Annotated in this window: 15 protein-coding genes; 11 read left to right on the top strand and 4 right to left on the bottom strand. The window is 64.8% G+C overall.

Annotated elements, in window-relative coordinates:
* Positions 1–184: 184 nt before the first annotated feature.
* The gene (locus tag H7K34_RS06350) at positions 185–661 is read left to right on the top strand and encodes a SixA phosphatase family protein (RefSeq protein ID WP_276059345.1); all 477 of its coding nucleotides are present in this window, start codon (positions 185–187) and stop codon (positions 659–661) included.
* A gap of 5 nt (positions 662–666) precedes the next feature.
* Here H7K34_RS06350 and H7K34_RS06345 read toward each other — a convergent pair whose 3' ends face one another.
* Both H7K34_RS06345 and H7K34_RS06340 read right to left on the bottom strand, forming a co-directional pair.
* On the bottom strand, positions 667–1,212 hold the full coding sequence (locus tag H7K34_RS06345) for a DUF3558 domain-containing protein (RefSeq protein WP_264060958.1): 546 nt from the start codon (positions 1,210–1,212) through the stop codon (positions 667–669).
* On the bottom strand, positions 1,212–1,760 hold the full coding sequence (locus tag H7K34_RS06340; protein WP_264060957.1) for a DUF3558 domain-containing protein: 549 nt from the start codon (positions 1,758–1,760) through the stop codon (positions 1,212–1,214). The genes H7K34_RS06345 and H7K34_RS06340 overlap by 1 nt, the downstream gene beginning before the upstream one ends.
* Before the next feature lie 185 nt (positions 1,761–1,945).
* On the opposite strand from H7K34_RS06340, the gene H7K34_RS06335 reads away from it, so the two are divergent.
* From H7K34_RS06335 to H7K34_RS06295, 9 genes are all read left to right on the top strand, one after another.
* The gene (locus tag H7K34_RS06335; RefSeq protein ID WP_264060956.1) at positions 1,946–3,712 is read left to right on the top strand and encodes an ABC transporter ATP-binding protein; all 1,767 of its coding nucleotides are present in this window, start codon (positions 1,946–1,948) and stop codon (positions 3,710–3,712) included.
* On the top strand, positions 3,709–5,610 hold the full coding sequence (locus H7K34_RS06330) for an ABC transporter ATP-binding protein (RefSeq protein WP_264060955.1): 1,902 nt from the start codon (positions 3,709–3,711) through the stop codon (positions 5,608–5,610). The genes H7K34_RS06335 and H7K34_RS06330 overlap by 4 nt, the downstream gene beginning before the upstream one ends.
* Positions 5,611–5,730: 120 nt before the next feature.
* Entirely contained in the window at positions 5,731–6,066 is a 336-nt protein-coding gene (locus tag H7K34_RS06325; RefSeq protein WP_264060954.1) for a DUF732 domain-containing protein, read from the top strand.
* A gap of 347 nt (positions 6,067–6,413) precedes the next feature.
* Positions 6,414–7,148, top strand: a complete 735-nt coding sequence (locus tag H7K34_RS06320) for an LppX_LprAFG lipoprotein (RefSeq protein WP_264060953.1) — start codon at positions 6,414–6,416, stop codon at positions 7,146–7,148.
* 80 nt (positions 7,149–7,228) lie between these two features.
* Positions 7,229–7,597, top strand: coding sequence for a DUF4189 domain-containing protein (locus H7K34_RS06315; RefSeq protein ID WP_264060952.1), 369 nt, complete (start codon positions 7,229–7,231; stop codon positions 7,595–7,597).
* Positions 7,598–7,739: 142 nt separating this feature from the next.
* Entirely contained in the window at positions 7,740–8,438 is a 699-nt protein-coding gene (locus tag H7K34_RS06310; RefSeq protein ID WP_264060951.1) for a C39 family peptidase, read from the top strand.
* 202 nt (positions 8,439–8,640) lie between these two features.
* Positions 8,641–9,795, top strand: a complete 1,155-nt coding sequence (locus tag H7K34_RS06305; protein ID WP_264060949.1) for a BTAD domain-containing putative transcriptional regulator — start codon at positions 8,641–8,643, stop codon at positions 9,793–9,795.
* 228 nt (positions 9,796–10,023) lie between these two features.
* Entirely contained in the window at positions 10,024–11,811 is a 1,788-nt protein-coding gene (locus H7K34_RS06300) for a serine/threonine-protein kinase (protein ID WP_264060947.1), read from the top strand.
* An 80-nt stretch (positions 11,812–11,891) separates the two neighbouring features.
* Positions 11,892–14,261 carry an FHA domain-containing protein gene (locus H7K34_RS06295; protein WP_372510695.1) on the top strand — a complete coding sequence of 790 codons (2,370 nt, stop codon included), beginning with the start codon at positions 11,892–11,894 and terminating at the stop codon, positions 14,259–14,261.
* Positions 14,262–14,268: 7 nt separating this feature from the next.
* Here the strand turns inward: H7K34_RS06295 and H7K34_RS06290 are convergent, their stop codons facing one another.
* Entirely contained in the window at positions 14,269–14,484 is a 216-nt protein-coding gene (locus H7K34_RS06290; protein ID WP_264060946.1) for a hypothetical protein, read from the bottom strand.
* A 277-nt stretch (positions 14,485–14,761) separates the two neighbouring features.
* Between H7K34_RS06290 and H7K34_RS06285 the strand changes: the two genes are divergently transcribed.
* Positions 14,762–16,630, top strand: coding sequence for a serine/threonine-protein kinase PknH/PknJ (locus tag H7K34_RS06285; protein WP_264060945.1), 1,869 nt, complete (start codon positions 14,762–14,764; stop codon positions 16,628–16,630).
* A 56-nt stretch (positions 16,631–16,686) separates the two neighbouring features.
* Here the strand turns inward: H7K34_RS06285 and H7K34_RS06280 are convergent, their stop codons facing one another.
* Positions 16,687–17,250, bottom strand: coding sequence for a hypothetical protein (locus H7K34_RS06280; protein WP_264060943.1), 564 nt, complete (start codon positions 17,248–17,250; stop codon positions 16,687–16,689).
* Positions 17,251–17,314: the final 64 nt, after the last annotated feature.

Below are 17,314 nucleotides of genomic sequence, written 5' to 3'. Positions count from 1 at the left end.
CACCCCAACGGCGACACCGAATGGATCCCACCCCCACACCTCGACCGCGGCCAACCCCGCACCAACACCTACCACCACCCCAACAAACTCCTCCTCAACCCCGACAACGACGAGCCGGCATAACAGCCGCGGTTACCCACGGGTTAGCGTTAGTCCCGTGAATCGTGAGCGCACCCTGCTGCTGATGCGGCACGCGAAATCCGGCTACCCGCCCGGCGTAACGGACCACGACCGGCCCTTGGCGCCCCGCGGCATTCGGGAGGCGGGCCTGGGTGGCGACTGGCTGCGCGCCAACCAACCCGGCATCGACGCCGTGCTGTGCTCCACGGCCACCCGCGCCCGTCAAACCCTGGCCAACACTGGCGTCGACGCGCCCGTGCAGTACCGCGAGCGCCTCTACGACACCACCCCGGGCACGATGATCGACGAGATCAACGGGATCGCCGACACCGTCGACACCTTGCTCGTCGTCGGGCACGAACCGACCATGTCTTCCCTGGCGATCGGCCTGGCAGGCAACGATGGCACCGATACGACTGTGGTGCAACGTATTTCAGAGAAATTTCCGACGTCGGCGATCGCGATCCTAAGGGTCGCCGGCGAGTGGACGGATCTGCAGCTACGACGAGCCGCGTTGATCGGCTTTCACGTTCCGCGCTGAACCCCCTAGGAGTTCGTCGAGAGCGTCAGCTCCATCAGCTTGAGGGCCTGGCCGCAGGCGTCGATACCGGGTGCTTGCGGGTTGACCCACCAGCCGACCACTCCGGCCGCATCGCTGGCCACACCGCACGCCCCGTTCGGGTCGTCCGGGCGCATCACAATCGAGTTCACGCCCGCGATCGTCCGCGTTTCCACCTTGTATTTCAGGAAGTCGGCGACCTTACGCTCTTCGCTCAGACTGCCCTGCTCGAACCAGAATCGGGTGATATCGATCAGGCCGGCCGGGTTGGCCGCCTGCCACCGACAGATCGCGCCGACGAACGTGCTCTGAATATCGAGCGGGTCGGCGCCCACGGTCTTAGCCAGGATGTCGCTGGTCAAAACCTCACATTCCTTGAGCAGGTTCGGGTACTGCTGCTGGGAGGTGTTGTTGCGCGGCACGCCGCCGGTGCCTGCCTTGACAGCATTACCCGCAATCGATCTCGAGCAGCCGGTCAGGATCACCAGCGCGGTCAGCGAGATGACCACCGCCGTCCGGACACGTCTTGCCATCATTTCGAGTTCGCAATCGATTGACGAGTCAATTCTCTGGCGATGTCGCACGGCTGCGGGAATGGCTTCTGGCTGAAACTGATCGACCACTCGATGAAGTCGTCCTGGAACTGAATGCCGACCTCACACAGCGAGTCACCCAGGTTCGGCTCGTTGCCGACCGCGATGAAGCCGCTGTGGCCGTTGATGTTGATGTCGTCGACGCTGGCGCGCGAAAGCTCCTCGGTCTTGCGTTCACGTCCGATTGGGCTGCCGCGGTACCAGGAAAAGGAGAAGTGCGGGCCGAGGATGCCACCGCCCGCCAGCCACTGGCATCCCACGGAGTTGCGGGCCGTGTTGATCAGGCCACTCACCTTGGTCAGCTCCGCGACCGTCTGGTCGCCGACGCCCCCGCATTGCGGAAACATCGGTCCGTGGTGGCCTTCTGCGTTCCCCGGCGCCGACGACGACGTCCCACCCGGTTTGTTGTCGCCGGAGCCTGAGCAACCCGCAACCGTCGGGATCAAGAGGGTGACCGCAAGGGCTAGCGCCGTGAGGTTACGACGCACCGCTACCCTGCTTCCGCTCAGCTTGCACCTGGTCCACACGATGCACTGTAGCGGCAGCCCACCGGGTCAACCACCGACGCGCCACCTGATCAGGCATTTTCCTTGCGTTGCGGGATGCGGCACGCGCGCACAGCCGCCCGGCGGTGCTCAGCGCCGCGCCGCGTGCCATATGCGACAGTTACCAAATGCTTCTGGCACTGCTGCGCCAGTACATCCGGCCGTACCGGCGGCTGGTGGCGGTGCTGATGGTGCTTCAAACGATCAGCACGCTGGCGACGCTGTACCTGCCGACGGTCAACGCCGCGATCATCGACGACGGCGTTGCCAAGGGCGACACCGCGGCGATCATCCGTCTCGGCATGGTGATGCTGGCCGTCACCGGATTGCAGGTGTTGTGCTCGGTCGGAGCCACCTACTTCGGGTCGCGGACGGGAATGGGATTCGGCCGCGACCTGCGCCTAGCGATGTTCGAGCACGTCACCACCTTCTCCGAGCGCGAGACCGCCCGATTCGGCGCGCCGACGCTGCTCACCCGCAGCACCAACGATGTTCGCCAGATCCAATTCCTGGTTCAAATGGCGGGCACGGTGCTGGTTACGGCCCCGATCATGTGCGTCGGCGGAATCTTCATGGCCATCCACCAGGAAGCCGCTCTGACATGGTTGCTGCTGGTCAGTGTCCCGATCCTGGCCGTGGCCAACTACTGGATCATGTCGCATATGCTGCCGCTGTTTCGCAGCATGCAAGCCCTGATCGACGGCATCAACCGGGTGATGCGCGACCAGCTGTCCGGCGTACGGGTGGTCCGGGCGTTCACCCGCGAAGAATTTGAGCGCGACCGGTTTTCTCGCGCCAATGTCGCGCTGTCGAATGCCTCGCTGACGGCGGGCAACTGGCAGGCGCTGATGCTGCCGGTGACCACGCTGACCATCAACGTGTCCAGCGTCGCGCTGATCTGGTTCGGCGGGCTGCGTATCGACCGCGGCCAGATGCAGGTCGGCTCACTGACCGCATTTCTGGCGTACTTCACGCAGATCCTGATGGCTGTGCTGGTGGCGACGATGACACTGGTAGTACTGCCGCGAGCTTCCGTGTGCGCCGAGCGGATCACCGAGGTGCTGTCCACTCACGCTGCTGTCGACAACCCGCAACATCCCAAGCTTCCGAAAGCGGGAATCAACGGCGTGGTGCGCTTGCAGGGCGCGACGTTCACCTATCCGGGCGCGGATCACCCTGTGCTGCAAGATATCTCGTTGACAGCGCTGCCCGGCACCACCACCGCGGTGGTCGGCAGCACCGGCTCGGGTAAATCGACGCTGGTGTCGCTGATCTGCCGGCTCTACGACGTGACCGCCGGCGCCGTGTTCCTCGACGACCTCGACGTCCGCGATTACGACACCGAGCGGTTGTGGTCGGCGGTCGGCCTGGTCCCGCAACGCGGATACCTCTTCTCCGGCACGGTCGCGGACAACCTGCGGATAGGCGCGGCTCCCGGCCAGGTGGTGACCGAGGAGGAGATGTGGGAAGCGTTGCGAGTCGCCGCCGCCGACCAATTCGTCCGGGCACACGCCGACGGGCTGCAGATGCGCGTCGCCCAGGCCGGGATCAATTTCTCGGGCGGGCAACGGCAACGGCTGGCGATTGCCCGCGCAGTCATCCGCCGCCCGGCGATCTACTTGTTCGACGACGCATTCTCCGCGCTCGACGTGCACACCGACGCCCACGTCCGGGCCGCGCTGCACGAAATCTCCGGCGGTGCGACCATTATTGTTGTCACACAACGTATCTCGGCGGCTTATCGAGCCGACCAGATCATCGTCGTGGACAACGGGAAACTGGTGGGCACCGGCACGCATGAATCGCTGCTGGCAGATTGCACCACCTACGCCGAATTCGCCGACTCGCAGTCGGTCGGCGCGTTGCGATCAGGTCAGGCTGGGGGCACGCCGTGACCACGACGACGAACCGCCCCGGCCGCGGCGCCGTCCCCAACACCCGATCCCGCGACTTCTGGGGCACAGCGGCGCGGCTGGTGAAACGGCTTGCGCCACAACGAACACTGAGCATCGCGGTGATCACCCTGGGCCTCACCGGCACCGTGATCGGCGTGGTCGTACCGCGAATTCTCGGCCACGCCACCGATCTGCTCTTCAACGGTGTGATCGGGCGGGAACTACCGGCGGGAATCACCAAGGCACAGGCCATTGCCCAAGCCCGCGCGCGCGGCGACCGGGCTTTCGCCGAACTGCTGTCCGGAATGAACGTGATACCGGGCCACGGCGTGGACTTCGGCGCGGTGGCCGCAACACTGGCCATTGCCCTGGCCATGTATATCGTTGCCTCACTGTTGATTTGGGCGCAGTCCCGGCTGCTCAACCTCACCCTGCAGCGCACCATGGTCGCGCTGCGGTCCGACGTCGAAGATAAAGTCCACCGACTACCGTTGTGCTACTTCGACGGACGGCTGCGCGGCGAACTATTGAGCCGGGTGACCAACGACATCGACAACGTCCAATCCTCGCTGTCGATGACGATCAGCCAGGTGCTGACGTCGATCCTGACCGTTGTCACGGTGCTGGCGATGATGCTGTCGATCTCGCCGATGCTGACGCTGATCACGGTGCTGACCGTGCCGCTCTCGCTGCTGGCGACCCGAGCGATCACGCGCCGCTCGCAACGGCATTTCAAGGCTCAGTGGACCAGCATCGGACGGCTCAACGCCCACATCGAAGAGACCTACAGCGGGTTCACCGTGGTCAAGACCTTCGGCCACCGCGACGCTGCACGTGAACAATTCCGCGACCTCAATGACGACGTCTACCAGGCCAGCTTCGGCTCCCAGTTCTTCTCCGGCTTGGTGGCACCGGCCACGACGTTCATCGGCAACCTCGGCTACGTCGCGGTCGCGGTGCTCGGCGGCCTACAGGTGGCCACCGGACACATCACCCTCGGCGACATCCAGGCGTTCATCCAATACGTCCGGCAGTTCAACAACCCGCTGAGCCAGGTGGCCGGGATGTACAACACGCTGCAGTCCGGGGTGGCCAGCGCCGAGCGGGTGTTCGAGCTGCTCGACGAGCCCGAGGAAGCGCCGGTCTCCGCGCAACTGCCCCCCAACGGCCAGGCCCCGCCGCACGGACGTGTCGAGTTCGACCGCGTGGGCTTTGCCTACCACCCGGGCACCCCGGTGATCGAGGACCTGTCGATGACGGTCGAGCCGGGCAGCACCGTAGCGATCGTCGGCCCGACCGGAGCGGGCAAAACCACGCTGGTCAACCTGCTGATGCGGTTCTACGACGTCGACGCCGGCCGCATTCTGGTCGACGGCGTCGACATCACCACGATCAGCAGACAAGCACTGCGCTCGCAAATAGGCATGGTGCTGCAGGACACCTGGCTGTTTGACGGGACCATCGCGGAGAACATCGCCTACGGGCGCCCCGAAGCCAGCGAAAACGAGCTGGTAGAAGCCGCCAAGGCGGCCTACGTCGACCGGTTTGTGCACACCCTGCCGGCCGGCTACCAGACCCGGGTCACCGGCGACGGCGCCAACATCAGCGCCGGTGAGAAGCAGCTGATCACGATCGCGCGCGCGTTTCTGGCCCGTCCGCAGCTGTTGATCCTGGATGAGGCGACCAGCTCAGTCGACACCCGCACCGAGGCCCTAATACAGCGCGCGATGCACGAGCTGCGCCGAGATCGCACGAGTTTCGTTATCGCGCAACGACTTTCGACGATTCGTGACGCCGACCGCATCGTGGTGGTCGAGTCCGGCCGCATCATCGAACAGGGCAACCATGCCGAGCTGATGGCCCGCCGGGGCGCCTATTACGCGATGACCCGCGCCTGACTTCAGCCACCTGAGACTTTACTGAAACGACGCCAAGAAGTTATTGAGGATCCATTTAGGAGCGGGGCCGACGCTAGTTCCATCAGCACCCCAACCGCACACCTGAAAAGGATCACCGCCATGTTCTCTCACCGCATCCGCACCATTGCCGCCACCGCGATCGGCGCCGCCGCCATCGGACTCGTCGCAGTTGGAACCGCCGGCACCGCCGGGGCCAGCACCGCCGACGACGCGTTCATTACGCAGATGGACAAGCTCGGTATCACCTTCAGCTCCCCCGCCGAGGCAGTCCGGGAAGGCCACCTGGTGTGCCAGGAGCTCGCCTCCGGCAAATCCGGGACCGACGTCGCCACCGAGGTCCTCAAGCAGACGAACCTGACCACCCACCAGGCGGCCTACTTCGTCGTCGATGCGACCCACGCCTACTGCCCGTCGCTCGCCCCTCAACTCACCTAGTCGCACCCACCACCCCAAATGGGGGGATCCCGGTAACCGGGATCCCCCCATTTACCTGTTTTCAGCTCCGATTTAGACATCTACTTCGCGCCGGCGGCGCATCGCACTCGCCGGCACGGCCGTGACTACACAGCAAGGCGATGATTGGAACACCTTGATAATCAAGGTGATTCAACCTCGCGCCAATACGCAATCGGTCGAGCGCAGGACCGCAATTCACGCCAGATCTCGTTGCGACCTTCCGAAGCCGGTGTCGGGCTCACTAAGCTTCGGGTTCGGCTGTTGATTTGCTGCGCGGCGATTGCTATGCAGTAAGCAGCTGTGGCCAACACATCAAGGAGATGTCGATGAAGCTCTCGCCTCGCGCCGTTACCGCCGCCGCTGCCGCCGCGCTGGCTCTGGTATTCGCCATCGGTGGTTGTTCGAACGACTCGAGCAATGGCAAATCGCCGGGACCCACCGCGACCACTTCCAGCAGCGAAGCAGCCACCCTGCTCAAGCAGGCTACCGACGCGATGAGCAAGGTCACCGAGATGCATGTGAGCGTGGCTGTGCAGGGCGACGTGCCCAACTTGCGGTTGACCAAGCTGGACGGCGACATCTCCAACGCCCCGCAGACGGTGGCCACCGGCACCGCAACGCTGCTGGTCGGCAAATCCTCCCAAGACGCGAAGTTCGTCTACGTCGACGGCCATCTCTATTCCGATCTCGGACAAGCCGGCACCTACACCGACTTCGGTAACGGCGCCTCGATCTACAACGTGTCGGTGCTGCTCGACCCCAACAAGGGGCTGGCCAATCTGCTGTCGAAGCTGCAGGGCGGGTCGGTCGCCGGTACCGATCAGGTCAACGGCGTCGCGACCACGAAGATCACCGGAAATTCGTCCGCCGACGACGTGGCCACGCTGGCCGGGTCCAAGCTGACCGCCCAGAGCGTGACGACGGTGCCCACCACGGTCTGGATCGCCTCGGACGGGTCCTCGCACCTCGTCCAGGTTCAGATCCATCCCACGAATGACACCTCGGTGACGCTGACCATGTCCGACTGGGGCAAGACAGTCACCGCCACCAAGCCCGCCTAGGGATCGACGTGGGTGTCGGCGCCGTGCATCGCAAACCCGTGGAAACCGCCGGACCGCCGGCATTCGGAAAGGAACCACCAATGAGGATGATTACTCGTCGCCGGCGGTTAACCGTGGCCGTCGCCGGAATGGCCGGCGCCGCCGCGATCAGCCTCGCGCTGGCTCCCGCGGCCGGCGCCGCCGATCAATACGGCGCAATTGCCTACTCCAGCAACGGTTCCTGGGGCCGTGCCTGGGACTACCCGACCCGGCCGGCCGCCGAGGCCACTTCGGTCAAAAACTGCGCCTACCCGGACTGCAAGGTGCTGACCAGCTTCACCGATTGCGGAGCGGTCGCGACCAACGGCCAGCGCTTTCAGGGAGGTGTCGGCCCCACGCTGGCCACCGCGATGAAAGACGCGCTGACCAAACTCGGTGGCGGCTCGATCGACACCTGGGCCTGCAACTAGCCCTACCAATAGGGCCGGACAAACCCGGCCTGCCAAGGCGGCACGAGGTCACTCCAAGAATTCCTGGAGATAACAAATAGGCCACGATCGCAACCTTTTCTCAACCAACCCCGCAGCACTGCGGAACGAGAAAAGGACAACGATGAAGACCACCAAGATTGCCGCGATCGCCAAGACCGCCACCCTCGCGGTCGTCACCGGTGCCATCGCGCTGGGATTGGCCGGCCCGGCCGAGGCGGCGGCGGGCACCATGTACGGCGACCCCGCGGCCGCGGCGAAATACTGGCGCTACCAGAAATACGACGACTGCGTCCTGATGTCGAGCGCCGACGTGATCGGTCAGGTGACCGGTAAGGAGCCCTCGGAGCGAACCATCATCAAGCGGGCACAGTCCACGCCGAGGGTCGTCCACCCCGGCTCGATCTACACCACGCCTGCCAACACCAAGAACCCAAACTCCGGGATGGGCACCAGTTTTGCCGACGTCCCGACATTGTTGGGGCTGTACAAGATCGGCGCCATGATCACCAACAAGGAGCACGCAGTCAAAGACGGCATCCCGACCGGCATCGAGGGCATCGAGCAGCAATTGAGTGCGGGCCACAAGGTCATCGTCAGCGTCAATGGCGAACTGATCTGGCACCAGCCCGTCGAGACGAAGGACGACAATGGAAACCCGCGGGGCGACCACGCCGTGGTCGTGACCGGTGTCGACACCACCAATAACGTGGTGCACCTCAACGACAGCGGCACGCCCAATGGTCGCGACGAACAGATTCCGATGGCACTTTTCCTTCAAGCATGGGGCGCCAGCAAGGAATTGATGGTCTTCACCACCTGAGCCAGCGACACCAGGCCGATCGGTGTTTTCGATGAACGCCAACGCATTTCAGCCGTCGGCGAGCACGCATCCGCACCGGACCGCGGCACGCCAATCTTCAGGGTTTTACCGAATTCGCCGGCTTCGTATCACAATGACAAGGAATGACACCGTATTGGCACGTGACGCCGCGCAGAGAACCCGGAAGGGCTGGTTAGCGACGATGGTAGACAAGAGTCTCGAATTCGGCCTGCTCGGGCCGTTGGAGATGACTGTTGACGGCACTCTGGTGCCGTTGGGCACGCCCAAACAGCGGGCAGTGCTGGCCATGCTGCTGATGAACCGCAACAGCCCGGTCGGCGTCGAGAGGCTCATCACCGCATTGTGGGACGAGGAGCCGCCGTCCGGCGCGCGGGCCAGTATCCATTCCTACGTGTCCAATCTGCGCAAGCTGCTCACCGGTGCCGGTATCGACCCACGAGTGGTGCTGGCCGCGGCGCCGCCCGGTTACCGGCTCGCCGTCGCCGAAAGCAGTTGCGATCTCGGGCGGTTCATCACCGAGAAGACCGCGGGCGTGCATGCGGCCGCGTCCAGCCGGTTCGAGCAGGCCAGCCAGCACCTATCGGAGGCATTGACGCAGTGGCGGGGACCCGTGCTCGAGGACCTGCGGGACTTTCAGTTCGTCGACACCTTTGCGACCTCGCTCGTGGAGGAAAAGATTCTGGTTCATACGGCGAAGGCGGAGGCCGAAATCGCTTGCGGACGTGCCGCCGCCGTGATCAGCGAGCTGGAAGCCCTGACCGCGGAGCACCCCTACCGCGAGCCGCTGTGGGCCCAGCTGATCACGGCTTACTACCTGACCGATCGCCAATCCGACGCGCTGGCCGCCTATCGCAGGGTGAAGACCACACTTGCCGACGAGCTGGGGATCGACCCCGGGCAGACGCTGCGTGACCTCAACGAACGGATCCTGCGCCAGGAGCCGCTGGACGCCAAGAAATCCGCCCGGACCACGGCCGTCGGCACCATTACCCTGCTGGACCAGCGCACCAAGGTCCCGGCCGGGAAGCCGGCCGCCTATCTGCACGAAGCGTCGGGCCGCAGCTATCCACTGCGCGCGGCGGAAACCCGGATCGGACGACTCAGCGACAACGACATCATCCTGGCCAGCGCCAATGTCAGCCGGCACCACGCCGTCATCGTCGACACCGGCACCAGCTACATCATCAACGACCTGCGCTCCTCGAACGGCGTTCATGTGCAACACCAACGGATCCGTTCGGCGGCCACGCTCAAAGACGGCGACCACGTCCGAATCTGCGACCACGAATTCACGTTCGAGATCCCTCGCGGCTATACCGGCGACGCATCGAACTGAGTAAGACCAATCCATCTGCTGTGCAACGTAATTCACGGCATTAGTTCGCGCGACGCGCCCAGTCAGCTTGGGCGACAACGGCATGACGGACGAGATCTCGCGATCGTCGCGCGTCCGGATCGGCAACGGCTTACCGTGATGGTTGCTGGCAACGGAGGTCAACGGCGCGGATCTGCGCGTAATTGTTGATATCGTCGGCGAGTCTGCTGTTGGTTTGGAGGATCAACGATGAGCGAGGAGCAGAACTCGCGGGCGGGGTCGATGTTCGGGCCCTACCACTTAAAGCGGCTGCTAGGTCGCGGTGGCATGGGCGAGGTCTACGAGGCCGAGCACACCGTCAAAGAGTGGACGGTTGCGGTCAAGGTGATGACCGCGGAGTTCAGCAGGGACCCCGTCTTCCGCGAGCGGATGCGGCGTGAGGCGCGAACCGCGGGCCGTTTGCAGGAACCGCATGTGGTGCCCATTCACGACTATGGCGAAATCGATGGGCAGATGTTCATGGAGATGCACCTCATCGAGGGCATCGACTTGGACGACATGCTCAAACGGTTTGGCCCGCTGACCGCGCCGCGCGCGGTCGCCATCATCACCCAGATCGCCTCGGCCCTCGACGCGGCCCACGCCGCCGGGGTCATGCACCGCGACATCAAGCCGCCCAACATCCTGATCACTCGCGACGATTTCGCCTACCTCGTCGATTTCGGCATCGCCAGCGCCACCACCGACGAGAAACTCACCCAGCTCGGCACCGCGGTCGGCACCTGGAAATACATGGCGCCCGAACGCTTTTCCAACGGCGAGGTGACTTACCGCGCCGACATCTACGCGTTGGCCTGCGTGCTGTACGAATGCCTGACGGGCACCCCGCCGTATCGCGCGAGCACCGCCGGCGAACTGGTCAGAGCTCACACGACCGACGAAATCCCCCTCGCCAGCTCGGTGCGCTCGGGCATCCCCAAGGCGTTCGACTCGGTGATCGCGCGTGGCATGGCCAAAAAGCCCGAGGAGCGTTACGCCAGCGCCGGCGACCTGGCCCTGGCGGCCCATGAGGCACTCAGCAATCCCGATCAAGACCACGCCGACAACATCCTGCGGCGCAGCCGCGAGGCGACCCTCGCCACCGACATCAACATCGCCCCTCCTCCCACCACCCCCGCCACGGCACAACCTCGGGTCAATACGCCGTATCCGGGACCGAGTTCAACGCCCGTGCCACCGCCCACGCAGGCCCCTCGACACTGGGCACCAGAAAGCGGCCCCATCCCTACCCCGAGTCAGCCCGCCTCCGGCCCGCAGTACTACCAGGGCACCGGCGGCAGCTGGGCCGGTCCGCCGCCGCCTGCCGGCCCCACCGGCTGGAACCTGGGATCCCAGCCGCCACCCAAGCCCAAACGCAACCCCTGGCCGATCGTCGCCGCTGCCGTCGGCCTGATCGCGGTTCTGGTGCTCGCCGCCATCGGCATCTATGTCGCCACGCAGGACGACGACAACCCGCATCCCCACCCCACGGCGACGAGAACGCCGACGCCGACGAAAACCACGACCTCGAATCCGACCACCACGACCACCGCGGCCGGCGACCTTGAAGGCCAGTTGCTCAGCGTGCTGCCCCCCGGTTACCCGAGTGGCGTGTGCACACCGGCGACCCCGAAACCGGACACCGTGTGGTCGGATGCGCTGGCCATGGTGGACTGCGACCAGAACACCAACCCGGGCGGCCCGTCTCGAGCGCGATACGCACTGTTCCCGAATCCGAACGTCCTGAAGGTCGCATTCGACGCCGACGTGAAGCTGCTGCAGCAGATGGCCACCTGCCCCGGCGGAACCGCGAACCCGGAGTCATGGCAGCACCCCAACGCCCCCAAGGTGGATGTGGGCATGGTCGCCTGTGGCACCTACGAGAGCCACCCAAACATGGTGTGGAGCAACCAGGTGAAGCTGCTGCTGTGCGATGTCTTCGGAGACCCGCCGACCATCGACGATCTGCACACATGGTGGACCAAGTACGGTGGCTGAGCCGCGGTAATTCGGCTTGTGTGGTGGCGAATCTCAACCAGCCCAACAACATTGGCTAGCTAACACAGCGGAGGCTATGCGTGGACGACAGGACCGATATGGTCACCACCATTCCCGGGTTGGAATTGCGGGTCGGTGGACGTACCTGGCAGGCCACCGGTGGCCGGTCCTGGAGCATTGGCCGCGCGAATGAAGCCGACATACAGCTGGAGAATCCGAGAGTGTCGCGCCAGCATGCGGTGCTGCAGCCGACGCCGGCGGGCTGGATTCTGGTCAACCGCAGCAACAACGGGATGTTCGTGAACGGTCGGCGAGTGGAGACCCTGACGATCCACCAGCCGATCACCGTCGTGCTCGGGTCGCCCTCCTCCGGGCAGGCGCTGGAGGTCTACCCCGTCGCGCAGCAGCCCAGCCGGCCCAGGCCGCAGCCCGTTGCTGCGCCGCAACGTCCGGTCGGCGAGACCACGGTTGCCCGGCCGCCGACCGCGGTACACACCATCGATCAGGTGGTAATCGGGATTGGCCGCGGAACCGACAACCACGTCGTGCTTGACGACTTGCTGGTCTCTCGCCACCATGCGGTGTTGCGCCGCTCCGGCAATCAGTGGGAGCTGGTAGATAGCAACAGCGCCAACGGCACTTACGTCAACGGCAACCGGATCAATCGCGCGATCATCGGACCGAACGACATCGTCGGCATCGGCCACCAGCTGCTGCATCTGTCCGGCGACCAGCTGGTGGAATACGTCGACACCGGCGACGTGTCCTACGAGGCGTCCAACCTGCGCGTGGTCACCAACAAAGGCAAAGTGCTGCTGACCAACATCAGTTTCGCACTACCGCAACGCTGCTTCATGGCAGTGGTCGGGCCAAGCGGCGCAGGAAAATCCACGCTGTTGGGCGCCTTAACCGGGTTTCGCCCGGCCGGTAGCGGCGCCGTCCGATATGACAATCGCGACCTCTATCAGAACTATGCCGAGCTGCGACACCGAATCGGCTTCGTGCCGCAGGACGACATCCTGCACACTCCACTGACAGTGCGGCGGGCACTGAATTATGCTGCACGACTTCGATTTCCACACGACGTTTCCTCCAGAGAACGAAAGCTGCGCATCGACGAGGTGCTGGGCGAGCTTGGGTTGGCCGCGCACGCCAATCAACGGATCGACAGTCTTTCCGGAGGACAGCGCAAACGGACCAGCGTCGCTCTGGAACTACTGACCAAACCGTCGCTGCTGTTCCTCGACGAGCCCACGTCGGGCCTTGACCCCGGGTACGAGAAATCCGTGATGCAGATGCTGCGCGCGCTAGCCGACGACGGTCGATCCGTCGTGGTGGTCACGCATAACACCGCGCAGCTGAACCTCTGCGACCGGCTGCTCATCCTGGCGCCGGGCGGTCGGCTGGCCTACTTTGGCCCGCCGCAGCAGGCGCTGAACTACTTCGGCTGCAACGACTTCGCCGACCTGTTCAACCTTCTCGAACACGACACGACGACCGACTGGACCGGCCGGTATGTCGCGTCACCGATTCACGGAGCGCTGAGCGGGCCACACGCATCGCTGCGAGCCGCGGCACCTGCCGCCCGCTCCGCGAAGCCGCTGGCTCAGCAGAGCGCACTGGCCCAATTCACCACCCTGTGCCGGCGCTATCTCGCGGTTATCGGCGCCGATCGCCAATACTCGGTGACACTGCTGGTGTTGCCGTTGCTGTTGAGCCTGTTCGCGCACGCCGTCCCGGGCCAAGCTGGGTTGTCGCTGACCAAGGCCATCGAGTCGAAGTCCACTCAGCCCTCGCAATTGCTGGTGCTGCTGATCATCGGCGGCGGGCTGATGGGCTGCGCCGCTTCGATCCGCGAGATCGTCAAGGAACGAGCCATCTATCAACGCGAGCACGGCATCGGGTTATCCCGCGGCGCGTATGTGGCTTCCAAGTTGGTGGTCCTCACCGCGTTGACCACGTTGCAGGGGCTGATTCTGGGTTTCCTCGGGGTGGTGGGTCTGCCGCCGCCCGACCAGGCCGTCGCACTGCCCTGGCCCAGAGCCGAAGTGGCCGTAGCGGTCGTCGCCGTCACCGTGGTTTCGATGATGATCGGCCTGCTGATTTCGGCGATGATCGGCAACGCCGACCGGGGTATGCCGTTGCTGGTGCTCGTGGTGATGGCCGAACTGGTGCTGTGCGGCGGGATGTTTGGGGTGAAGGGCCGCATCCCGCTGGAGCAGTTGGCATGGCTATCGCCGTCCCGGTGGGCGTATGCGATGGCCGCCTCGACCATCGATCTCAACGATCTGCGCCGGACCGCCGGCGGCGACGAAGACCCGCTGTGGGACTACGACCCCAGCAACTGGTGGCTGGCCGTGGTGGCGTGCACCGTCCAGGCGGTCGTGCTGGTGATCCTGCTCGCCCTGCGACTCAGAGCGCTTGACCCGCAACGCAAAGCGGGCAAGTGAGGGGTGTCTACGCGTGTTTCGCGACCAGCGGTAGCGCGCTGAGAGCCCAACAGCCACAGGTCATCTGAACCGACAGCAGCCGATACCCGACGCTGTACACGCCGTATGACCAGACTCGCTGGGCGCCGGCCCGCCAGTGCACGGGCAACACTGCCGCGACACCGATCAAGGCGGCCAGGACGGCGAGGCGGGCCCTGAAGTCGGTGCCGGTGATGGTGAGCATGACGTCCCTTCGCTGTAACTCGCTTTCCTATGGAGAAAGGGTCTGCCCACATACTGCGGAGATCCTTGATGAATCCTTGGAACGCACCGGACATTTGGGCCCCGGGATGAACGGATTGGGCAGCCGCGACACGCATGAACGATGTTTGCCGTTGTCGAGCGGGCGAGCCCGCCGGCGCATACCGTCATGGGTGCTTACCGGGGGGTTGCGGCCGCCGGGGTGGGCGGGAAATTGTTGATATGGTCGGCGGGTCTGCGGTTGGTTTGGAGGATCAGCGATGAGCGACGAGCAGGCCTCACGGGCGGGGTCGACTTTTGGGCCCTACCACCTCAAACGGCTGCTAGGCCGGGGCGGGATGGGCGAAGTCTACGAGGCCGAGCACACCGTCAAAGAGTGGACCGTAGCGGTCAAACTGATGTCGGATCAATTCAGCTCAGACCCCGTCTTTCGGGAGCGGATGAAGCGTGAGGCACGCACCGCGGGCCGTTTGCAGGAGCCGCATGTGGTGCCCATCCACGACTACGGCGAAATCGACGGAAAAATGTTCATGGAGATGCGCCTCGTCGAGGGCACCGACCTGGACAGCTTGCTCAAACGGTATGGCCCGCTGACGCCGCCACGCGCGGTCGTCATCACCACTCAGATCGCCTCGGCTCTGGATGCCGCCCATGCCGCCGGAGTGATGCACCGCGACGTTAAACCGCCCAACATCCTGGTCACCCGAGACGATTTCGCCTACCTGGTGGACTTCGGCATCGCCAGCGCCACCACCGACAAGAAGCTCACCCAACTCGGTACCGCGGTCGGCACCTGGAAATACATGGCTCCCGAGAGGTTCACCAACGACGAGGTGACCTACCGCGCCGACATCTACGCATTGGCTTGCGTGCTGCACGAATGCCTGACGGGTGCCCCGCCGTATCGCGCGGACAGCGCCGGAGTGCTGGTCAAGGCTCACATGAGCGACCCGATTCCACAGCCCAGTGCGGTGCGCTCGGGCATTCCCAAAGCATTCGACGCGGTGATCGCCCGCGGCATGGCCAAAAATCCCGAGGACCGCTTCGCCAGTGCCGGCGATATGGCGCTCGCCGCGCACGAGGCCCTCACCAATCCCGATCAAGACCACGCCGACAACATCTTGCGCCGCAGCCAAGAAGCCACCCTGCCCGGTAAAGAGGAGCTCAAGCAGCCGCCGACGGTCGCGGCCACCGCGCTGGCGCCGCCGGCCAACACACCACCGCCGCCGTACCCGCGACCGAGTTCAACCCCGGTGCCTCGCCCCGCGCAGGCTCCCCGGCCATGGGCACCGGAGAGCGGCCCCGTCCCCACCCCGAGCCAACCCGCCTCCGGCCCGCAGTACTACCCGGGCACCAGCGGCAACTGGGGTGGTCCGCCGCCGGGCACGCTGCCGCCCGCCGGTCACGCTCCGTGGGGCCTGGCACAGCAACCCCCACCCAAACCCAACCGCAATCCCTGGCCGATCGTCGCCGCGGCCGCGGTCGTCCTCGTCGTCGTCATCAGCGCGGTGGCGATCTGGGTGATCATCCCCGACCCCAAGCCGCCACCCGACCCGGTAGCGGCCACGCGACTGAACTCGCTGCTGCTGAGTTCCTCGGATATCAACTCCATCATGGGCGCGACGAATATCCAGCCCGGCAAACCCATCACGTCGATGGGCACCTCGTCGATGACGGTGTCGATACCGGACTGCCAGGGAGCGCTGTATACGACTCAGGATCCGGTGTACGCCGGAAGCGGCTACACCGGCATCAACGGAGTGGTGTCCCAGGAGCCGGGAGACAACAACGATCATTGGGTCAATCAAGCCGTGGTGGCATATCCGACCGCGGACAAGGCCAAGGCGTTCTTGCAGACCTCGACCGACAAATGGAAGAACTGCGCCGGCCAGACCGTGACGGTCAAGAATTCGAACAAAACCTACCGATGGACCTTCGCCCCGATCCACGGCAGCGCAACGAAGATATCGGTGCTGCAGACTCAAGAAGGCGCCGAAGGCTGGCAGTGCGAGCACGCGATGAGCGTGGCGAACAACGTGATCGCGGATATCAACGCATGCGGGTACCACATCAGCGATCAGGCCGGCCAGATCGCTGACAAGATCGTCGAGAAAGTCAATGAAGTCTAGCGACGCTGATTCGACTGCGAAGCGCACCAACGCCGAAGCGGCACTGCGGCATTGGCCTAGTTCTGTGGATCTGGTCCCTGCGCGCGCAGATCGTCGACCGCCGACATGGCGTTGCGCAGTTTGGCCAGCCATTCCTCGGTGTGTTCACCGACGAGCCTGACCGACCACGCCAGCGCGTCAGCGCGAGACCTGGCGACTCCGGCGTCGACCAGCGTGTCGAGCACCTGGCGTTCGGGTTGCTTCAGGCGGGTCATCACCGGAACGGCGATGTGCGTGAACAGAAGTCGTTCACCGCCGATCTCGACGCCCCAGGAAACCTTGCGCCCGTAGCGATCCTGGGCCTCGTCGGCGATGCGCATCCGCTCGGAACGGGTCTCCTCCCGGAACCGCGACGCGCGGCCCTCGGCACGCGACTCGCTCTCTTCGTTTCCGGCGGCGTCGGGCAACTTGCCGGCGACCGTGATCTCTTCGCGGTCGACGACGACCGTGGGGTCACCGTCGAACCAGCCTTCGGGCAGCCGTCCGGCGAACCATTCGGCCGCTCCGCTGGAGTCGGGTTGCTGGGCTTGCTGCCAGCCCCCGGGGCGACCGGACCGCCGCTGACTGTGATGCGATTTCATGATTACATGATTACACCGTTACAGAGGTGCTGCATAGGGGGTTCTCCAGGAGCGAACGCCTGAC

It is taken from the genome of Mycobacterium montefiorense (assembly GCF_025823255.1).
GTDB lineage: Bacteria > Actinomycetota > Actinomycetes > Mycobacteriales > Mycobacteriaceae > Mycobacterium > Mycobacterium montefiorense.
Note: the sequence above shows the minus strand (reverse complement) of the source record. Positions and strands in the feature narration are given on the sequence as shown.